A 15803-nucleotide genomic window follows, 5' to 3' on the forward strand; every position below is an offset into this window, starting at 1 on the left:
AGGCTCACGGTGCCGACCCGCTGCCGATCCGCAGTCGTCCCGCGCCGTCACGCGCCAGCTGCAGCCCCTGCGCCTGCAGGGCCTGCTGCCAGTGCTCGAAGCGCTGCGCATCGTCAGCCGCACGCTGCGCGTCCACATCCAGTTCCAGCTGCAGCGTACCGGGCTCGTAGCGCAGGCTGCGCACCTGTCCGCCCAGCTCCGGCACGGCCTGCAGCACGGTCGCCACCTGCGTCTGTACCGCCGGCAGCGCCACCGGCGCCGCCGGCGCCGCCAGTGCCCGGCGTGCCTGCACGACCGGATCCACCACATCGCGCACGTCCGGGAAGTGCGTGCTGAACTGCCGCGCCATCTCGCGCTGCAGCGCTTCGCCTTCACCACGCCAGCGCGTGACCTGCAGCTGCAGGCCCAGCGCAGCCAGCAGCGCGGCGGCCAGCGCCAGGCCGATGGCCAGCCGCGGTGCCTGCGTGGTCGTGCCGGGCAAGGGCAATGACCAGCCCGGCAACGGGCCACTGGCCTGCAGCGGGCGTCCGATCACCGTCGCCGGCAGCGCGTCCGGCCAGGCGGCCGGTACCGCATCGATCCACTGCACCGCCTGCACGCCGGTCTGCTGCAGCCGGTTGCCAAGCGCCTGCAGCACCGTCGCCGCCTCACGCCCTCCGCACCACTGCACGAAGCCGCGATCACGCCCGCTGCGCACCAGCAGGTAGTCATCGGCCGCCAGCAGTGTGGCCTGCCCGTCCTGCCACGGCAGCAGCAGTGGCGTGGGATACAGTGCCTGCAACCTCAGGCCACACGCGCTCAGCTGCTGCTGCGCCCGGGCAATGGCCTGCTGCCCCAGCCAGGCCACCGGCACCGTGCCATCGGCGGCCTGCGTACCGTGGGCCAGTGCCACGTCCTGCAGATCATCCAGCAGCATGGCTTCGACCTCCCCCTGCAGTGCAGCCTGCAGGCGGCGGCCCGACAGCGGCGGCAGCGTCAGTTCAAGCAGGATCAGATCAGACGGATCCAGGCAGGCCAGCACGCGCGCCTGCGGATGGCGCTGGCCCAGCACGGCCAGGGTGTCGCAGCCCTGCGCCACAGGCTCGCCCCTGTGCATCCGTGCCCATTCGACCGGACTGTCGGCCGCCACGCGCTGCAGTGGGGGCAGGCGCATCCGCAGTTCATCGGTCATGCGCCGATCCTCGTCCACACCCGCTGCACCCGCACGTGGTCATCGCGGTACTCGCGCCAGATCAGCGCACGGAAATCGACCGGACTGCCGTCGGCCTGCACCTGGCCCACCGCCAGGAACCACTCGCTATGGATGCCCAGCGGAATCAGCGCCATCTGTTCATTGCTCAGTTGGAGGCGGTTGGCGATGTCACCGCGGTTGAGCAGCCAGCGGCCGCCATCGCGTTCGCCGAGCAGTGCCTGCAGGCGCCCGCGCTCGATGCCGGGCGCCACCGCCTGCAGCACCGCGATATCACTGGTGTTGGCATTGACCAGCGTCTGCGCCGGCAGCACCACCGTGCGCCGGGACAGCGCCTGCACCGCGACCGGATCGGCGCCGGGCAGTGCCTGCGCGATCACCGATTCGCGCGGCAGCGGTGCCTGCGCCGCCTGCCCGCCATCGCGCAGGCGCGCCTGGATGTGGGTTGCCGCCGCGTCGCACGCGCCCTGCCCCAGTCCCTGCGCCTGGCACAAGGCGATGAAGGCCCGGCGCGCGTCTGCGTCCGGGCGCCCCTGCGCCAGCAGGTTGCGCAGGTTGAACAGGCCCTGCGCATCGACCAGCTGCAGCTGCGCCGGAAGCGGCACCTGCAGCTGCAGTGGCCGTGCCCAGCGACCGCTGCCGACCGTGGTCAGCTGCTCGCGCGCATCGTCACGCAGCTGCTGCGCCGCGCGCTCCAGGGCGGCATCCACCGCCATGCGGACCTGCATGCGCAACTGGTCGCCGCGCACGGCGCGCAGCTGCGCCGACTGCCGGGTCAGCAGCGCAGTGGCGATCACCGCCACCAGCGCCACCACCAGCATCGCCACGATCACCGCCATGCCGCGCTGGCGGGCACCGGTGGCTGGAACAGTGCGGAGCGCCATCGGTCGGCCTCACAGTTGCCAGGAGCCAATGTCCGCGTCACCGCCTTCGCCGCCGGGCTTGCTGTCCGCTCCCAGCGAGAACACATCGATATCGCCGTGCGTGCCGGGATTCTGGTACTGGTAGGGATGGCCCCAGGGATCGTTGGGCAGCCGCTCCAGGTACGGCGTGGCCGCCATCGTGCCGCTGCCCTGCGGCGGCTTCACCAACGCCTGCAGGCCCTGTTCCGCGCCGGGATAGCGCCCATTGTCCAGCCGGTACAGCTTCAGCGCCTGCATCAATGCCGCGATGTCCTGGCGCGCCGCCACCCCGCGCGCCTGGTCCGGTCGATCCATCAACCGCGGCACGATCAGTGCGGCCAGAATGCCGATGATCACCACCACCACCATGATCTCGATCAGGCTGAAACCCTGCTGCCGAGCCCTGCGACCACGCGCCTGCCTACCCATCGTTCCGCCCTCGTCATCCTGGAAGAGACCGCTGCACCATGTTCAGCGGCACATGTGTCAGTACGATAAACATCCTGCGGAAATCCGCTGGTTCCGTGCCTGTTCGCGCAGCCGCCGCGCGGCCGGAACACTGGCCGCGTCCAGCAATGCGGGTGGCAGCCGCGCCAGCGTGTCGTCCACGCACGCCTGCAGCGCCGCCGTGGCGCTGGCCTGCAACAGCCGCACGCACTGCAATGGCGACCACGCCGTGCCGTGGTCGAAGCCGATGAACTGCCGGTACACCTGGTGATAGCGCAGGTCGTCATGCAGCTGCTGCGCGCTGCCCGGGGCGCGCAGCGCCACCAGCACCGCCGCACGCTGCAGCAGGCGGGACTCGCCACCGTCCTGCAGCACGCCGGCCAGTGCCGCGTCGGGCCAGGGCTGCAGCTGCGCGTCCAGCGCCGGGCGCAGCTGCAGCAACGGGTGCGCGCTGGTATCCAGCGCCGACCAGCGCGCCGCCTCGGCCCAGGCATCACTGGCCAACATCCAGACCCACGGTTGCCCGTAACGCTGCACGTTCACCGGCGCGTGCCGTGCCTGTTCCAGGGACTGGCTCAGGTGACGGTCCAGCTCGAGCATGCTGATCCTGCGGCGGTCGTTCATCGGTGTCGACTGCGCTCTCCTGACGCGGACGCGTCGTACTCTGCAGAAGACGGCCGCGCCACTGCAGAAGCGACAGCGCAACGATGAGGATGTGCACTGCGTTGCAGCCTCGCAGCGCTGTCACTGCAGCGTCATCGCCCTGCAGGCTTGCAGGTCCAGGCGCGGTGCGTCGCCGCCGCAGCGCCGCGCCAGCACCGCGACGTCGCTGCGCTGGCTGAACGCATGCCATGCGTGGCCCATGTCGGCGTCGTCCAGCAGCTGTGCGGTGCCGGCCTGCAGCAGTGGCAGCTGCCAGCCCTCCATCAGGCTGCCCGCGCCCGCCACGAACCAGTGCCACAGCCGGTGATGGCGCACGTGGTCATGCAGCAGTGGCAGGCCGTCGATGCCATGCATCGCCAACAGCAGCAATCCCCGCGCCACCGCCGCCATCGGCAGCGTGCCGTGCTCGGGCAGCGGCAACAGCTGCTGCTGCAGCCGCAACAGCATCGCCAGCGGATGGGCCTGTGGCTCGAACTCCAGCAGCACGGCCTGCTGCCGCCACTGCTGGTCGGAGACCACGCACACCCACGGTGCGCCGTAGCGATGCACCATCAGGGGGCGCCGCTGCGTGGTCTCCAGCAATGCCGACAGGTTGCGGCGCAGGTCCAGCACGCCAATGGTCTCGTTGCGCATCCGTGGCCTCTTCATGCGGGCGGTGACCCTGCAGCGCACGCGGCGGGGTCATTACCCCAAGACGGCGATGCCGCCCGGAAAACGACGCAGACCGAGCGACAGCGTCTGCCCCAGCTGCTCCAGGGCCGCATCGGGATCGTCGATGCGGAAGCGGCCACTGACCGGCGCCCGCGCGGCGGCCGTCTCGCCCAGCATCACCCGGCCACGCCGGTAGCGGTTGATCTCGTCCACCACCTCACGCAGCGGTGCACGCCGGAACACCAGCATGCCTTCGGTCCAGGCGCTCACTTCGGCGGGCACCGCCTCGGCCACCACGCCCGACAACCGCTCGTCATAACGGGTCTGCTGGCCCGCCTGCAGCTGCAACCGCCCCTGCGGATGCTCGATGCGGGCGCTGCCGTGCAGGCAGGCCACCCGTACCTGGCCCTGCGTGTTGCGCACGTCCAGCCGCACCGCACCTTCCTCGGCCACCACGCAACCGGGGCCGGCAAACAGCGCCAGGCGGGTACCGGCCAGGGTTTCAAACGCGGCCTGGCCCTGCACCAGCTCGTAGCCTTCGCCGTCGGCGTCGGCACGCCGGCGCAGGCTGCTCTGGGTATCCAGTTGGATCTGCAGCTGCGGCGAAGGCGCAATCCGCAGCCGCTCGCCGGTGCCGGTGTGGAAATCAGCGGCCAGCGCGGTCACCGAGGGCCACAACCCCAGCGGTGGGCGCAGCGCGGCCACCACCACCAGGCTGGCGGGCGCCGCGACGGCGGCTCCGAGGAAGGCACGCCGGCTCCAGCGCTGCGCCGGACCCGGCGCCACCGGCTGGCGCGCAGCGGCCGGCACCTGCTCACCCGCCAGGCGTATCTGCTCCCATTGGCGGCGCGCACGGCCGAACGCTTCGCGATGCCGCGGATCGGCATCACACCATGCACGGAATGCCTGTCCGTCGGCAGCGGTGGCTTCGCCGGAGGTCAACCGCACCACCCACGCGTGGGCCTGACGCTCAACGGCATCCAGCGGGCGGTGCGGGTGATCGTCAGCGTCCATGGGGGCTCATGCCGGACCCGCACGCTGCGGGGTTCTGCTCGGCGTCAAAGTGTAGACGGATGTCGCCGCTCAGAACCGCACCTGGCGCCCCTGCCCGCTGCGCTCGGCCAGGTAGTCCTGCGCCGCCTTCAGTTCGCGCTGCACCAGCCGCAACGACACCCCCAGATGGTCGGCGACGTCGCGCTGCTGCAGCCCGTCGACCCGGATCGCCAGCAGGATGCGGCGGCGCCGTTCAGGCATCCGCTGCAGCAGGCCGACCATGTCCTCCAGCGCGATCTCCAGCTCGGCCGCCTGGGCCGGCCCCGGGCCCGGATCGGCCATTTCCATCAGGGAGTCCACTTCCTCAAGGCTCAGCAGCCGATGATCGGCACGCTGGCGGTCGATCACGGTGTTCATCGCCATGCGCAGCAGATAGGCCGCCGGGTTCTGTACCGCATCCAGGCGGTCGCGGCGGGCACTGAGCCGCATCCAGGTGTCCTGCAGCGCGTCGCCGGCCAGCTCCTCCGAGCCCAGCTTGCGCACCAGCCGTCGCTTCAGCTCGTCGTAGGCGCCGAGCAGATGGTCCATCAGGTCTACCGCCCCGGTTGTGCTGTTGCTCATGTTCGATTCCTTGAAGTCATGGATGGGGCGTGCGGGCGCCACAATCGTGGCCGCCAGCGGAAGGACGGATCTGCAGGGTCACCGGCTGCGGCAGCGCGGCACTGTCGGCGTCGAGCGCCAGCGCCTGCATCGCCTGCAGCAGGCGCGCATCCCGGCGCGGGTTGCCGCTGCCGGCGACCAGTTCGGGCGCCTGCACCTGGCCGTCAGCGCGGATGCCGAAGCGCAGCGTGGCGGCATAGCGGCCCGGGGCCAGCAGCGGATCGTCACAGAACGCGGCACGCAGGCGCTGCTGCATGCCGGCATAGCGCCGGCGGCGCTCGCTGACGGCAAGCGTGTCGACGGCCGCAGCATCGGCGGCGGCCTGCACACTGCGGCGCAGGACCACCCGCTGCGCACCGGTCACCTCGGCCTCGATGCCGGTGTCCTGCAGCAGCACCTGCAGGGCGTGCAGGGGCGGAAGTGTGGCCTGCAGCGGATGGCTGCTGCGGCCGGTGCCGAGGTCGCCGGGGTACATCACCGACCACCCGCTGATGACGCTGAAGCGCTCGACCGCCTGTTCCAGCGGCTGCGCGGGAATGGCATAGGGCCGGGCCTCGTCCTGCGCGGCGGCGACGAAGGCGACCAGCAACCAGGCAGCCAGGGCCACCCTCCATGTTCCGACCGCACGGTGTCCATTCAGCCCCCTGACGTAGAACACATGACCCTCGGCAGCGACAGCAGCTGCAGCCGACGCGCGGCACGACCGGAAGCCCGGCCCACGCACGTCCAGCAAGCGGGCTCAAACCGTACCGGGGCCAGATGTCATTGCGATGACCGACGCCCACCGCAGACGTCGAGCCAGACGCCCGCGCGGCCAGCGCCGGTGCAGGTGCCGGGGCAACCCGCCCGCCTCAAAGCGGCAGCTGGGTGGTCTGCTTGATCCGCTGCATCGGAATCTCGGTCTTGGTGTTCTGCACCCCGGCAATCCGGTTCAGGTGCTGCATCTGGAACTGGCGATAGGCGTCCAGATCGGCCACGGCTACCCGCAGCAGGAAATCGCAGTCGCCTGCCATCAGATGACATTCAAGCACTTCCGGGAATGACTTGATGCTGTTGATGAAGTGGTTGGTGGTGTCCTCGTCCTGCCCGCGCAGCCACACCCGCACGAACACGGTGAAACCCCGGCCCACCTTGGCCTCGTTCAACAGGGCCACATAGCGATCGATGTAACCGCCGTCCTCCAGCAGCCGCACCCGCCGCAGGCAGGCCGACGGCGAGAGCCCGACCTGGCGCGACAGCTCCAGGTTCTGCAGGCGGCCGTCGCGTTGCAGGGCGTCGAGAATGCGCCGATCCAGGTTGTCGAGCTGATAGTGCATTGAATTTCACCTTTCTCGGGAATTGGCGCATGGAATGCCAATCTTCTGCAATCCACTGGCATCAACGCAACCCGATTTCGCGGTCGCACCGCTAGCATGGGCCACCCCACTTCGTTGCCGCCCGATGGACGCCCGTACCACCCTCCCCCTGCCCGACGCCGCCTGCGATACCGCCCCGCGCGCCGAATTCGTGCGCGGCCTGCGCGCCGCCGTGCCGGTGATGATCGGCTTCGTTCCCTTCGCCCTGGTGCTCGGCGCCCAGGCCGCGCAGAAGGGCCTGAGCGCACTGGAAGTACCGCTGATGACCGGCCTCAACTTCGCCGGGGGCTCCGAATTCGCCGCTGTCGAGCTGTGGACCTCGCCGCCGCACATTGCGCTGATCGTGGCGATCACCGCGCTGGTCAACAGCCGCCACCTGCTGATGGGCGCCGCCCTCGCGCCGCTGCTGCAGCACCTGCCACGCCGGCGCGTGCTGCCGGCGCTGTTCTTCATGTGCGATGAAAGCTGGGCAATGGGGGTGGCCGATGCGCGCCGGCGAACACTCGGCTTCAGTCTGTCCTACTACCTGGGCGTGTCGGCCGGGCTGTATTCGGTCTGGGTGACCTGCACCGCGCTCGGCGCGATGGTCGGCCCCCTGCTGGGCGACATCCACGCCTATGGTTTCGACATGGCGTTCCCGGCGGTGTTCCTGGTGCTGCTGCGCGGCATGTGGCAGGGCATGAAGGCGGCACGCCCGTGGCTGGTCAGCCTGGTGGTCGCGGCAGCCACCCATCTGCTGGTTCCCGGCGCCTGGTATGTGGCCAGCGGCGCACTGGCCGGTCTGGCCGCGGCCTGGCTGCTGGCGGAGGACGCAGCATGATCTTCAACGGACTCATCCACTGGACCTCGGTGCTGGCCATCGTGCTGATGGCCGCCGCCACCTACCTGACCCGCATCGTCGGCTTCCTCGCCCTGCGCAACCGCACGCTGAGCAGGCGCGCGGTGACGGTGATGGAGGCCGCACCGGGCTGCGTGCTGATCTCGGTGATCGCACCGGATTTCGTCGCCGACACGCCCGCCGACCTGGCCGCGCTGGCCATCACGCTGCTGGCCGCCACCCGCCTGTCGATGCTGCCGACGGTGCTGATCGGCGTGGTGTCGGCCGGAGTGTTGCGTTACCTGATGGGCTGACGCCTCTTCGCCGGGCATGGCCCGGCGCTTCCCTTGCATCGCACCCTTGGTAGCGCCGGGCCATGCCCGGCGGAGCACCCCCTGCGACACCCGGTCGCAGCCGGTCCCGCCCTCGTCTTGATCAATGTCAAACCGCCCGCCACCGCGCGGGCGTATCTCTATGCAGGAACCCAATACGCCGGCGTCACCGGCATCCAAAGGACCTGCGATGAGCTACACCCCCGACAACGCCCAGCTGCTGAACGCCATGCAGAACGTCATGGTGATCTCCACCACCGACCTGCAGGGCAACATCACCTACGCCAATGACCTGTTCTGCACGCTCACCGGGTTCGCGCGCGAGGAGCTGATCGGCCAGCCGCACAGCATCGTGCGCCACCCGGATGTGCCCAAGGCGGTCTACAAGGACATGTGGGACACCATCAAGGCCGGCAAGACCTGGACCGGCATCGTGCCCAACCTCGGCAAGGGTGGCGTGCTCTACGTGGTCGACACCACCGTGCAGCCGCTGTTCGACGCCGACGGCAACATCACCTCGTACATCAGCATCCGCCGCGTGGTGAACGACCTGATGCAGAACTACGACCTGGTCGAGTTCAGCAAGGAAAAGTTCGACGACTTCTACGAGGCCGCGTGAACGCCCTCCCGACCAGTACGCCCTTCAGCCGCCTGCTGGTGGGTTTCGCGTCCGAGTCGGGCAACGCCCGCGCCCTGGCCCAGCGCCTGGGCGCGGACCTGCAGCCGCACGCGCCGCAGGTGCTCCCGTTAAACGACATCGACGTGGCCAGTCTCGGCCACGGCGATGTGCTGCTGGCGATTTCCAGCTCGTTCGGTGATGGCGAACCGCCGGCCAACGGCGAGCAGTTCTTCGAATCACTGCGCCAGACCCCGACGCTGAACGGCCTGCGCTATGCGGTGTTCGGCCTCGGGGACACCGGCTACCCCAGCTTCTGTGGCTTCACCAAGGCGCTGGATGCTGCGCTGAGCGAGCGCCAGGCGCAGCCGCTGCTGCACCGCGTTGACGCGGATCTCGGCTACGAACGCTTTTTCCAGCAATGGCAGCCGGTGCTGGGCCAGGTGCTGGAAGGCGACGCCAGCGCCGGGCAGGACCTGCGCCTGCAGGTCACTGCCTATGGCGAAGACAATGCGTTCAATGCCCGCATTCTCGACCGACGCCGACTCAGCAGCAGCGACCCGGCCGCCTGGCATCTGCAGCTGGACATCGCCGGCAGCGGCATGATCCATCGTGCCGGCGACACCCTGCATGTGGTGCCGGAGAACGATCCGGTCCTGCTGCAGGCGCTGGCCGCCTGGTACGGCGACAACGGCGCCGTCGCAGCACTGCACGACCGCGAACTGCGCCTGCTGAGCAAGGGCGTGCTGCGCGAACTGGCCCGGCTGGGCGGCAGTGAAACCCTGAAGGGCCTGCTCAAGGTCAGCCAGAAGCGCGAGCTGGAGGCCTACCTGCACGGCCTCGACCTGCTGGACGTGCTGCAGGACCACGCCACTCCGGACAGCGTACCGCTGGCGCGCCTGCGCGAGCTGCTGTCTCCGCGCCTGCCGCGCGCCTACTCGATCGCCTCGCACCCGTGCGACGACCAGTTGAGCCTGTGCGTGCGCGAAGTGCGCTACACCCTGCGCGGCCGTGAGCGCTTCGGTACCGCCACCGGCAGCCTGCTGCATGGCGGTGAGCACGCCCGCGTGTACTGCCGCTCCAATCCTGGCTTCCACCTGCCCGACAGCGGCGATGCGCCCCTGCTGCTGGTCGGCACCGGCACCGGCATCGCGCCGTTGATCGGCCTGGTGCAGGAACTGCAGGCCACGGCCAGTGCCCGGCCGGTACACCTGGTGTTCGGCGAAAAGCACCGCGCGCATGACTTCCTGTATCAGCAGCAGCTGCAGGACTGGCACGCGCGTGGCACGCTGGCCGGCCTGCACACCGCCTTCTCGCGCGATGGCGCGGACAAGGTCTACGTGCAGCATGTGCTGCAGCAGCGGGCCGACACGGTGCGCGATGTGCTGGTGCGTGGCGGGCATCTGTACCTGTGCGGCAACAAGCGCCATCTGGAAAGCGCGGTGCGCGAGGCCATCGAGGCCATCGCCGGCGAGGGCCAATGGGACGCGCTGCGCGCGGAAGGCCGCAGCCACTGCGAGCTGTACTGACATCCGGATGGATTCCGCCGGGCATGGCCCGGCGCTGCCTGGCCCGGATGGATTCCGCCGGGCATGGCCCGGCGCTACCCGGCCCGGATGAATGCCGCCGGGCATCGCCCGGCGCTAGCCGACGATGCGCCCGTCCACTACATGCGCCACCTGCTGGCCGAACACTGCCACGTCCTGCGGATCGTGGCTGATCAGCAGCAGGGGAATGCCGGTCCTGTCCAGCACGCTCTCCAGCTCCTGGCGCAGGTGCTGGCGAAGATCGTGGTCGAGCGCGGCGAACGGCTCGTCCAGCAGCAGCGCCTGCGGCCGGGTCACCAGCGCCCGTGCCAGCGCGGTGCGCTGGCGCTGGCCACCGGATACCTGCGCAGGCAGCAGATCACCGACGTGGTCGATGCGGAACGCCTGCAGCCACTGTTCCACCGCCTCGATGCGCGCCCCCTGGCGTGGGTTCAACCAGCCCCGCTGCAACCCGAACGCCACGTTCTGGCGCACGCTCAGGTGCGGGAACAGCGCGTAATCCTGGAACACATAGCCCAGCCGTCGGCGCTGCGGTGGCAGGTCCACCGCGGTCGCTGCATCGAACAGGGTCTGCCCCTGCAGCCGCACATGGCCCTGAGCGGGTTGCAGCAGGCCGGCCACGGCCTTCAAGGTCAGGCTCTTGCCCGCACCCGATGGCCCGAACAGCACCACCTGCCGCTGCGTGCACTGCAACGCCACATCCAGCACGAAGGTCTGGCCAGCCGCCTGCAGGCGGCGTTGCACCCGCAGGTCAAGCCACATCGCGCAGCTCCCGGCGACGCCCGCCCACCAGTCGCGCGGCCAGCAGCAGGATCACGATGCACACCACCGAGGTCAGGATCACCAGCGCGTTGGCCTTGCCATCCTGCCCCGCCTGCACCGCTTCATAGATGGCGATGGACAAGGTCTGGGTACGGCCGGGAATGCTGCCGGCCACCATCAGCGTTGCGCCGAACTCGCCCATCGCGCGCGCAAAGGCCAGCAGCAGGCCGGCCAGGATGCCGCGCCAGGCCAGCGGCAGCGTGATGCGGAAGAACACGGCAGCCTCGGAGACCCCCAGCGTGCGGGCCGCCTGTTCCAGCTGCCCGTCCACGTCCTCGAACGCGGCGCGGGCCGGCTTGAACACCAGGGGCAGCGAGGCCACCGCCGCTGCGATGACCGCAGCCTGCCAGGTGAACACCAGGTTGATGCCGAACCACGCCTGCAGCCATGCGCCGATCGGACCATTGCGGCCGATCAGCACCAGCAGGTAGTACCCCAGTACCGTCGGCGGCAGCACCATCGGCAGGGTCAGCAGCGAGTCAAGCAGCTCGCGCCCTGGAAAGCGCCGGCGCGCCAGCAGTGCACCCAGCGCCACGCCCAGCACCAGGTTGATCGCGGTCGCCCATCCGGCCACCTTCAGCGACAACCCCAACGCGCTCCAGTCCAGATCCATCCGTCAGGGCTTGCCGAACCCGTGCCTGGCCAGGATCGCCTGGCCCTGCGCCGAACGCACGAAGGCGGTGAAGCGCCGGGCTTCGGCCGGCTGTGCACTGGCCCGTGTCACCGCCAGCGGATAGGCGATCCGTCCGGACACCGGCACCGCGAAGGCGCGCCGCACGCGGTCGGGCATCGCCTGCGCATCGGTGGCATAGACGAAGCCGGCATCCACCTCGCCGCGTGCCACATAGTCCAGGGACTGGCGCACGTTCTGGGTACTGATGATCCTGGCCTGCAGCGATGGCCACAGGCCCGCTGCCTGCAGTGCTCCCTTGGCATAGCGGCCCACCGGCACACTGTCCGGGTTGCCCAGCGCGATGCGCTGCACGCCGGCACCGGCCAGGTCCTTCAAGCTGCGCGGCGCGGCGGTGGCCTGCGGCGGCACCACCACCCACAGCGCGTTCACTGCGAACACCGCGCGGCTGCCAGCCGCCAGCAGATCCTGCTGCTCGGCCTGGTCCATCGTGGCTTCATCGGCGGAGGCGAACACATCCACCGGCGCACCACGGCTGATCTGCTGCAGCAGCACGCCGGACGCGGCGAAGTTGAAATCGACCTGGGTCCCCGGGTGCGCCTTCTCGTAGGCCGCGCCCAGTTCGCGGAAGCTCTCGGTCAGGCTCGATGCCGCCGACACCGTCAGCCCGGCCGCCCAGGCCGGTCCCGTGGCCAGCACTCCCAGCAACACCAGTCCCGCTCGCTTCATCGTTGGCTCCTGGACGTTCAGTTCGGATCGGATTCGTCGGCCACCGCCAGCGCCGCCAGGCGCTCGGGCTGCAGCAGCAGTATCTCGCGCTGCTTCACCGCGATCACGCCGTCATCGCTGAGCCGGCGCAGCACCCGGCTGGCGGTTTCCGGCGCCATCCGCAGGTAATTGGCGATCTCGGTACGGGCCATGGTCAGGTTGAAGCGCGTGGCGGAAAAACCGCGCCGCGCGTAACGCTCGGACATGTCCAGCAGGAACGCGGCCATGCGTTCTTCGGTACGGTGGTTGGCCGCCAGCGTGGCGACCTTGCCGATCTCGGCACTGAGCAGGCTGAACAGCTTGGCCTGCAGCCCCGGCATGCGCGTGGCCAGCAGGCTCAGCTTGGGGAACGAGATCCGGCACAGGTGCACGGTATCCAGCGCCACCGCATTGCAGGGAAAGCGCGAACCGTGGATCGCATTGAGCCCGATCACCTCGCCCGGCAGGCTGAAGCCCAGCACCTGCTCGTTGCCCTGGCTGTCGTCGACGAAGGTCTTGACCATGCCGGCCCGCACCGCGGCGATCGAATCGAAGGATTCGCCGGCACGGAAGATGTACTCGCCGGCATGGAACGGACCGACGTGGTCAACCAGCACATGCAGGTCGCCCAGCGCGGTCTTGTCATAGCCCTGCGACATGCAGGCATCGGAGAACGCGCAGGTGCTGCAGAAATGCAGCGCGTCGCCGTCATCGGCCGCGGCAGGATTGGGTGTGGCCCGGCCAAGACGGCCCTGGGATGGCGGATGGGAAGACATCGGGACAGCACTCAAGCGATGGCGGCCGCCGGCCGGAAGCATGCGGCCATCATACGCCACAGCAGCCGCCCTTCTTCGGCCAGGCGCAGCACGCGCCCGTCCCAGCCGACCCAGCCGCGCGCAAGCAGCGGCGACAGCGCAGGCAGCGACTCGGCGAAGCACTGTTCGAACGGCACGTCATTGCGCCATTCGAACGCAGCGGCGTCCAGCGCGTGGTCGCAGGCGATGCTCTGCGCAACCTCGGCTGCCAGGCGCTCGTGCTCGGACAGGATCAGGCCCGCGGCCACCCCCATGTGCCCCGACTGCAGGCGCGCACGCCACGCACCCGGTTCGTCCTCCAGCCGGTAGAACACTTCGCCGATCTGGCTGCAGGCGGCCAGGCCGAGGCCGATGAAGTCGCTGCGGTCACGCCGTGGCACGCCGGCCAGGTCGCAATGGCGCTGGCCGTCACCTGGCCCATGCGGGTTCGGCAGGTCGCCGCGCTGGTAGTGATCGCCACCGATCGGTTCGTAGCCCGCCGCGCGCAGCAGGCGCCACGCCTGCAGCCAGTGGGCCGCCGAGGGCTGCTGCGGCAGCGCGCACGGCGCCGGCAGCAGGATGCGCTCAGGGGCCTCGGCCAGCACCTCATGCAGGCGTTCGATGAAGCCAGTGTCCTCGCGCGCGGGCACCCGCAGTTGATAGTAGCGTGCGGTGAAACCCACCTGCCGCGCCTGTGCCAGCAGGCTCGGCCCCGGGGCATCGGGCCGGTCGATCACGTTCAGGCGGGTGCAGCCCACCGCGCGCAGCTGCGCCGGAGACAGCGTGCTGCCGGCATCCACGCGCACTTCCACCTGCGGCCGCGCCACCGTGCGCAGGTACTGCGGCACGGCATCCAGCAGCTGGCCCAGCTGGGTCGGCGGCAACGTCTCGGCCAATCCCAGCTGCAGCACCATCGCCACCACTTCGCGGTCCTCGGCCAGGGCATCGGCCTGCAGCTGCAGGGCCTGCAGCAATGTGTCCAGATAGCCCGGCGCCGGCACATCGCGGCCACCGCGGCCGGCCTGGAAGCCCAGGGTCAGGCCGCGCGGGATCAGGTGCTCGTTGCTGGCGCGCACGGCGGCGCGCCAGCCGCTTTCGCCAAACCCGCTGCTGAACTGGTCGGCCGCCGGGAACAGCACATGCCGGGATTGCCGCAGCAATGCCGCCTGCAGCGCAGTGTCCTCACTCTCGTCGACGTGGAAGCTCATGGCAGACATCTTCGGGCGTTCCTCTTCGCGTGGCCCTGATTGAAATCAAGCCCGGCACGGTGCAGCAGCACCACCGCTCCGGTCACCGCGGGGACCGGCCGCGCGCGCGATCGGCTGCCGCTGCGTCGATCGCTTCGGGCAGGTCGGTCTCGCGGTCGATCTGCGGGAAATGGCGGCGCTCCATGCGGCGGATCGCAAAATGCATCCACACCAGTGCGGCCGACACCACCCCGAACAGCAGCATGAAGCAGCTGCTCCAGATGCCCAGTGCATCGTTCAGCGCACCGAACACGATCGGCAGGATGAAGCCGCCCAGCCCGCCGATCATGCCGACCACCCCGCCCACCGCGCCCACGTGCTGCGGGTAGTACACCGGAATGTGCTTGTAGACCGCCGCCTTGCCCAGCGACATGAAGAAGCCCAGCACGAACACCAGCACGGTGAACATCACCACGCCGATGGCCAGGTGGAAGTGGATCGGGCCGTGGATGCCCTTCACCACGTACTCGGTATCCGGGTAGGCCAGCAGGAAGGTGCAGACGGCCGACACACCGAAGGTCCAGTACATCACCCGGCGCGCGCCCATGCGGTCCGACATCCAGCCGCCGACCACGCGGAACAGGCTGGCCGGAATCGAGTAGCACGCCGCCAGCATGCCGGCCGTGCCCACGTCCATGCCGTAGGCGCCCACCAGGTAGTGCGGCAGCCACAGCGCCAGTGCCACGAAGCCACCGAACACGAAGAAGTAGTACAGCGAGAACCGCCACACCTGCAGGTTCTTCAGCGGCGCCATCTGTTCGGCGAAGGGCACCGGCTTGACGCCCTCGCGGCGGCGCTGCTCCAGCGAGGGGTCTTCCTTGCTGAACAGATAGAACAGCACCGCGGTGACCGCCAGCGCCACCGCCCACACCTTGGCCACCATCATCCAGCCGGCGGCCACCATCACCATCGGCGCCAGCAGCTTGGTCACCGCCGCGCCGATGTTGCCGGCCCCGAAGATGCCCAGCGCGGTGCCCTGCCTGCTGGCCGGGAAGAACTTGGACACATAGGCCACGCCTACCGAGAAATTGCCACCGGCAATACCCACGCACAGCGCGGCAAACAGGAACTGCGGGTAGGTGTGCGCATGGGTCAGCATCCAGGTGGCCACCGCGCCACACAGCATCACCAGCGCCATCACCTTGCGGCCACCGAACTGGTCCGACCAGATGCCGAGGAACACCCGGCTCACCGAACCGGTCAGCACCGGGGTGGCGATCAGCAGGCCGAACTGGGTATCGCTCAGGCCCAGCTGCTCGCTGATCTGGATACCGATGATGGAGAAGATCATCCACACCGCAAAGCACACGGTGAAGGCAAAGGTGCTCAGCCACAGCGCACGCTGCTGCTGCCCGGCACTGGCGGGGGCGAGGGCCTGGTTCATGGGTTC

At 69.6% G+C, this 15803-nt stretch carries 19 protein-coding genes; 4 read left to right on the forward strand and 15 right to left on the reverse strand.

The window, feature by feature from the left end; genetic code table 11:
* Window positions 1-4: 4 nt before the first annotated feature.
* The 9 genes from gspL to Q5Z10_RS12285 all read right to left on the reverse strand — a co-directional run bounded on the left by gspL (window position 5) and on the right by Q5Z10_RS12285 (window position 6821).
* A complete protein-coding gene (gene gspL / locus Q5Z10_RS12245; protein ID WP_303635707.1) occupies window positions 5-1171 on the reverse strand; it encodes a type II secretion system protein GspL in 1167 nt (388 codons plus the stop codon).
* The gene (gene gspK / locus Q5Z10_RS12250; RefSeq protein WP_303639181.1) at window positions 1168-2028 is read right to left on the reverse strand and encodes a type II secretion system minor pseudopilin GspK; all 861 of its coding nucleotides are present in this window, start codon (window positions 2026-2028) and stop codon (window positions 1168-1170) included. Before gspK ends, gspL begins: the two co-directional genes overlap by 4 nt.
* A 54-nt stretch (window positions 2029-2082) precedes the next feature.
* Window positions 2083-2520, reverse strand: a complete 438-nt coding sequence (gspG, locus tag Q5Z10_RS12255; protein ID WP_303635708.1) for a type II secretion system major pseudopilin GspG — start codon at window positions 2518-2520, stop codon at window positions 2083-2085.
* Window positions 2521-2577: 57 nt separating this feature from the next.
* Window positions 2578-3162 carry a hypothetical protein gene (locus Q5Z10_RS12260; RefSeq protein WP_303635709.1) on the reverse strand — a complete coding sequence of 195 codons (585 nt, stop codon included), beginning with the start codon at window positions 3160-3162 and terminating at the stop codon, window positions 2578-2580.
* Window positions 3163-3282: 120 nt separating this feature from the next.
* The gene (locus Q5Z10_RS12265; protein ID WP_303635710.1) at window positions 3283-3834 is read right to left on the reverse strand and encodes a hypothetical protein; all 552 of its coding nucleotides are present in this window, start codon (window positions 3832-3834) and stop codon (window positions 3283-3285) included.
* Window positions 3835-3885: 51 nt separating this feature from the next.
* Window positions 3886-4866 carry a FecR family protein gene (locus Q5Z10_RS12270; RefSeq protein WP_303635711.1) on the reverse strand — a complete coding sequence of 327 codons (981 nt, stop codon included), beginning with the start codon at window positions 4864-4866 and terminating at the stop codon, window positions 3886-3888.
* 69 nt (window positions 4867-4935) lie between these two features.
* Window positions 4936-5466: an RNA polymerase sigma factor gene (locus Q5Z10_RS12275; protein ID WP_303635712.1), complete on the reverse strand. Its 531-nt coding sequence runs from the start codon at window positions 5464-5466 to the stop codon at window positions 4936-4938.
* Window positions 5467-5482: 16 nt separating this feature from the next.
* Window positions 5483-6163, reverse strand: coding sequence for a TonB C-terminal domain-containing protein (locus tag Q5Z10_RS12280; protein WP_345783964.1), 681 nt, complete (start codon window positions 6161-6163; stop codon window positions 5483-5485).
* 193 nt (window positions 6164-6356) lie between these two features.
* A complete protein-coding gene (locus Q5Z10_RS12285) occupies window positions 6357-6821 on the reverse strand; it encodes an Lrp/AsnC family transcriptional regulator (RefSeq protein ID WP_303635714.1) in 465 nt (154 codons plus the stop codon).
* A gap of 124 nt (window positions 6822-6945) precedes the next feature.
* On the opposite strand from Q5Z10_RS12285, the gene Q5Z10_RS12290 reads away from it, so the two are divergent.
* The 4 genes from Q5Z10_RS12290 (at window position 6946) to Q5Z10_RS12305 (ending at window position 10154) form a co-directional block, all read left to right on the forward strand.
* Window positions 6946-7680: an AzlC family ABC transporter permease gene (locus tag Q5Z10_RS12290; protein WP_303635715.1), complete on the forward strand. Its 735-nt coding sequence runs from the start codon at window positions 6946-6948 to the stop codon at window positions 7678-7680.
* On the forward strand, window positions 7677-7991 hold the full coding sequence (locus Q5Z10_RS12295) for an AzlD family protein (protein ID WP_303635716.1): 315 nt from the start codon (window positions 7677-7679) through the stop codon (window positions 7989-7991). The genes Q5Z10_RS12290 and Q5Z10_RS12295 overlap by 4 nt, the downstream gene beginning before the upstream one ends.
* Before the next feature lie 208 nt (window positions 7992-8199).
* A complete protein-coding gene (locus Q5Z10_RS12300; protein WP_005409905.1) occupies window positions 8200-8628 on the forward strand; it encodes a PAS domain-containing protein in 429 nt (142 codons plus the stop codon).
* Window positions 8625-10154 carry a diflavin oxidoreductase gene (locus tag Q5Z10_RS12305; RefSeq protein WP_303635717.1) on the forward strand — a complete coding sequence of 510 codons (1530 nt, stop codon included), beginning with the start codon at window positions 8625-8627 and terminating at the stop codon, window positions 10152-10154. Before Q5Z10_RS12300 ends, Q5Z10_RS12305 begins: the two co-directional genes overlap by 4 nt.
* 114 nt (window positions 10155-10268) lie before the next feature.
* Here Q5Z10_RS12305 and Q5Z10_RS12310 read toward each other — a convergent pair whose 3' ends face one another.
* The 6 genes from Q5Z10_RS12310 to Q5Z10_RS12335 all read right to left on the reverse strand — a co-directional run bounded on the left by Q5Z10_RS12310 (window position 10269) and on the right by Q5Z10_RS12335 (window position 15797).
* Window positions 10269-10934: a sulfate/molybdate ABC transporter ATP-binding protein gene (locus Q5Z10_RS12310; protein ID WP_303635718.1), complete on the reverse strand. Its 666-nt coding sequence runs from the start codon at window positions 10932-10934 to the stop codon at window positions 10269-10271.
* The gene (gene modB, locus Q5Z10_RS12315; RefSeq protein ID WP_303635719.1) at window positions 10924-11607 is read right to left on the reverse strand and encodes a molybdate ABC transporter permease subunit; all 684 of its coding nucleotides are present in this window, start codon (window positions 11605-11607) and stop codon (window positions 10924-10926) included. The genes Q5Z10_RS12310 and modB overlap by 11 nt, the downstream gene beginning before the upstream one ends.
* A 3-nt stretch (window positions 11608-11610) precedes the next feature.
* The gene (gene modA, locus Q5Z10_RS12320; protein ID WP_303635720.1) at window positions 11611-12354 is read right to left on the reverse strand and encodes a molybdate ABC transporter substrate-binding protein; all 744 of its coding nucleotides are present in this window, start codon (window positions 12352-12354) and stop codon (window positions 11611-11613) included.
* Between the two features lie 17 nt (window positions 12355-12371).
* Entirely contained in the window at window positions 12372-13148 is a 777-nt protein-coding gene (locus Q5Z10_RS12325) for a helix-turn-helix domain-containing protein (protein WP_303635721.1), read from the reverse strand.
* An 11-nt stretch (window positions 13149-13159) separates the two neighbouring features.
* Window positions 13160-14374 carry an oxygen-independent coproporphyrinogen III oxidase gene (locus Q5Z10_RS12330; RefSeq protein ID WP_303635722.1) on the reverse strand — a complete coding sequence of 405 codons (1215 nt, stop codon included), beginning with the start codon at window positions 14372-14374 and terminating at the stop codon, window positions 13160-13162.
* Window positions 14375-14456: 82 nt separating this feature from the next.
* Complete coding sequence (locus tag Q5Z10_RS12335; RefSeq protein ID WP_303635723.1) at window positions 14457-15797, reverse strand: MFS transporter; 1341 nt, start codon at window positions 15795-15797, stop codon at window positions 14457-14459.
* Window positions 15798-15803: the final 6 nt, after the last annotated feature.

This window comes from Stenotrophomonas sp. 704A1 (assembly GCF_030549525.1).
GTDB classification, from domain to species: Bacteria; Pseudomonadota; Gammaproteobacteria; order Xanthomonadales; family Xanthomonadaceae; genus Stenotrophomonas; species Stenotrophomonas tuberculopleuritidis.

What these genes read in the sequence shown, in the direction of transcription:
- Q5Z10_RS12330 (WP_303635722.1), bottom strand. Translation starts at nt 14,374, where the DNA reads ATGAGCTTCCACGTCGACGAGAGTGAGGACACTGCGCTGCAGGCGGCA.
- modB (WP_303635719.1), bottom strand. Translation starts at nt 11,607, where the DNA reads ATGGATCTGGACTGGAGCGCGTTGGGGTTGTCGCTGAAGGTGGCCGGA.
- Q5Z10_RS12300 (WP_005409905.1), top strand. Translation starts at nt 8,200, where the DNA reads ATGAGCTACACCCCCGACAACGCCCAGCTGCTGAACGCCATGCAGAAC.
- gspG (WP_303635708.1), bottom strand. Translation starts at nt 2,520, where the DNA reads ATGGGTAGGCAGGCGCGTGGTCGCAGGGCTCGGCAGCAGGGTTTCAGC.
- Q5Z10_RS12260 (WP_303635709.1), bottom strand. Translation starts at nt 3,162, where the DNA reads ATGAACGACCGCCGCAGGATCAGCATGCTCGAGCTGGACCGTCACCTG.
- Q5Z10_RS12270 (WP_303635711.1), bottom strand. Translation starts at nt 4,866, where the DNA reads ATGGACGCTGACGATCACCCGCACCGCCCGCTGGATGCCGTTGAGCGT.
- Q5Z10_RS12265 (WP_303635710.1), bottom strand. Translation starts at nt 3,834, where the DNA reads ATGCGCAACGAGACCATTGGCGTGCTGGACCTGCGCCGCAACCTGTCG.
- modA (WP_303635720.1), bottom strand. Translation starts at nt 12,354, where the DNA reads ATGAAGCGAGCGGGACTGGTGTTGCTGGGAGTGCTGGCCACGGGACCG.
- gspK (WP_303639181.1), bottom strand. Translation starts at nt 2,028, where the DNA reads ATGGCGGTGATCGTGGCGATGCTGGTGGTGGCGCTGGTGGCGGTGATC.
- gspL (WP_303635707.1), bottom strand. Translation starts at nt 1,171, where the DNA reads ATGACCGATGAACTGCGGATGCGCCTGCCCCCACTGCAGCGCGTGGCG.
- Q5Z10_RS12295 (WP_303635716.1), top strand. Translation starts at nt 7,677, where the DNA reads ATGATCTTCAACGGACTCATCCACTGGACCTCGGTGCTGGCCATCGTG.
- Q5Z10_RS12275 (WP_303635712.1), bottom strand. Translation starts at nt 5,466, where the DNA reads ATGAGCAACAGCACAACCGGGGCGGTAGACCTGATGGACCATCTGCTC.
- Q5Z10_RS12325 (WP_303635721.1), bottom strand. Translation starts at nt 13,148, where the DNA reads ATGTCTTCCCATCCGCCATCCCAGGGCCGTCTTGGCCGGGCCACACCC.
- Q5Z10_RS12290 (WP_303635715.1), top strand. Translation starts at nt 6,946, where the DNA reads ATGGACGCCCGTACCACCCTCCCCCTGCCCGACGCCGCCTGCGATACC.
- Q5Z10_RS12310 (WP_303635718.1), bottom strand. Translation starts at nt 10,934, where the DNA reads ATGTGGCTTGACCTGCGGGTGCAACGCCGCCTGCAGGCGGCTGGCCAG.
- Q5Z10_RS12285 (WP_303635714.1), bottom strand. Translation starts at nt 6,821, where the DNA reads ATGCACTATCAGCTCGACAACCTGGATCGGCGCATTCTCGACGCCCTG.
- Q5Z10_RS12335 (WP_303635723.1), bottom strand. Translation starts at nt 15,797, where the DNA reads ATGAACCAGGCCCTCGCCCCCGCCAGTGCCGGGCAGCAGCAGCGTGCG.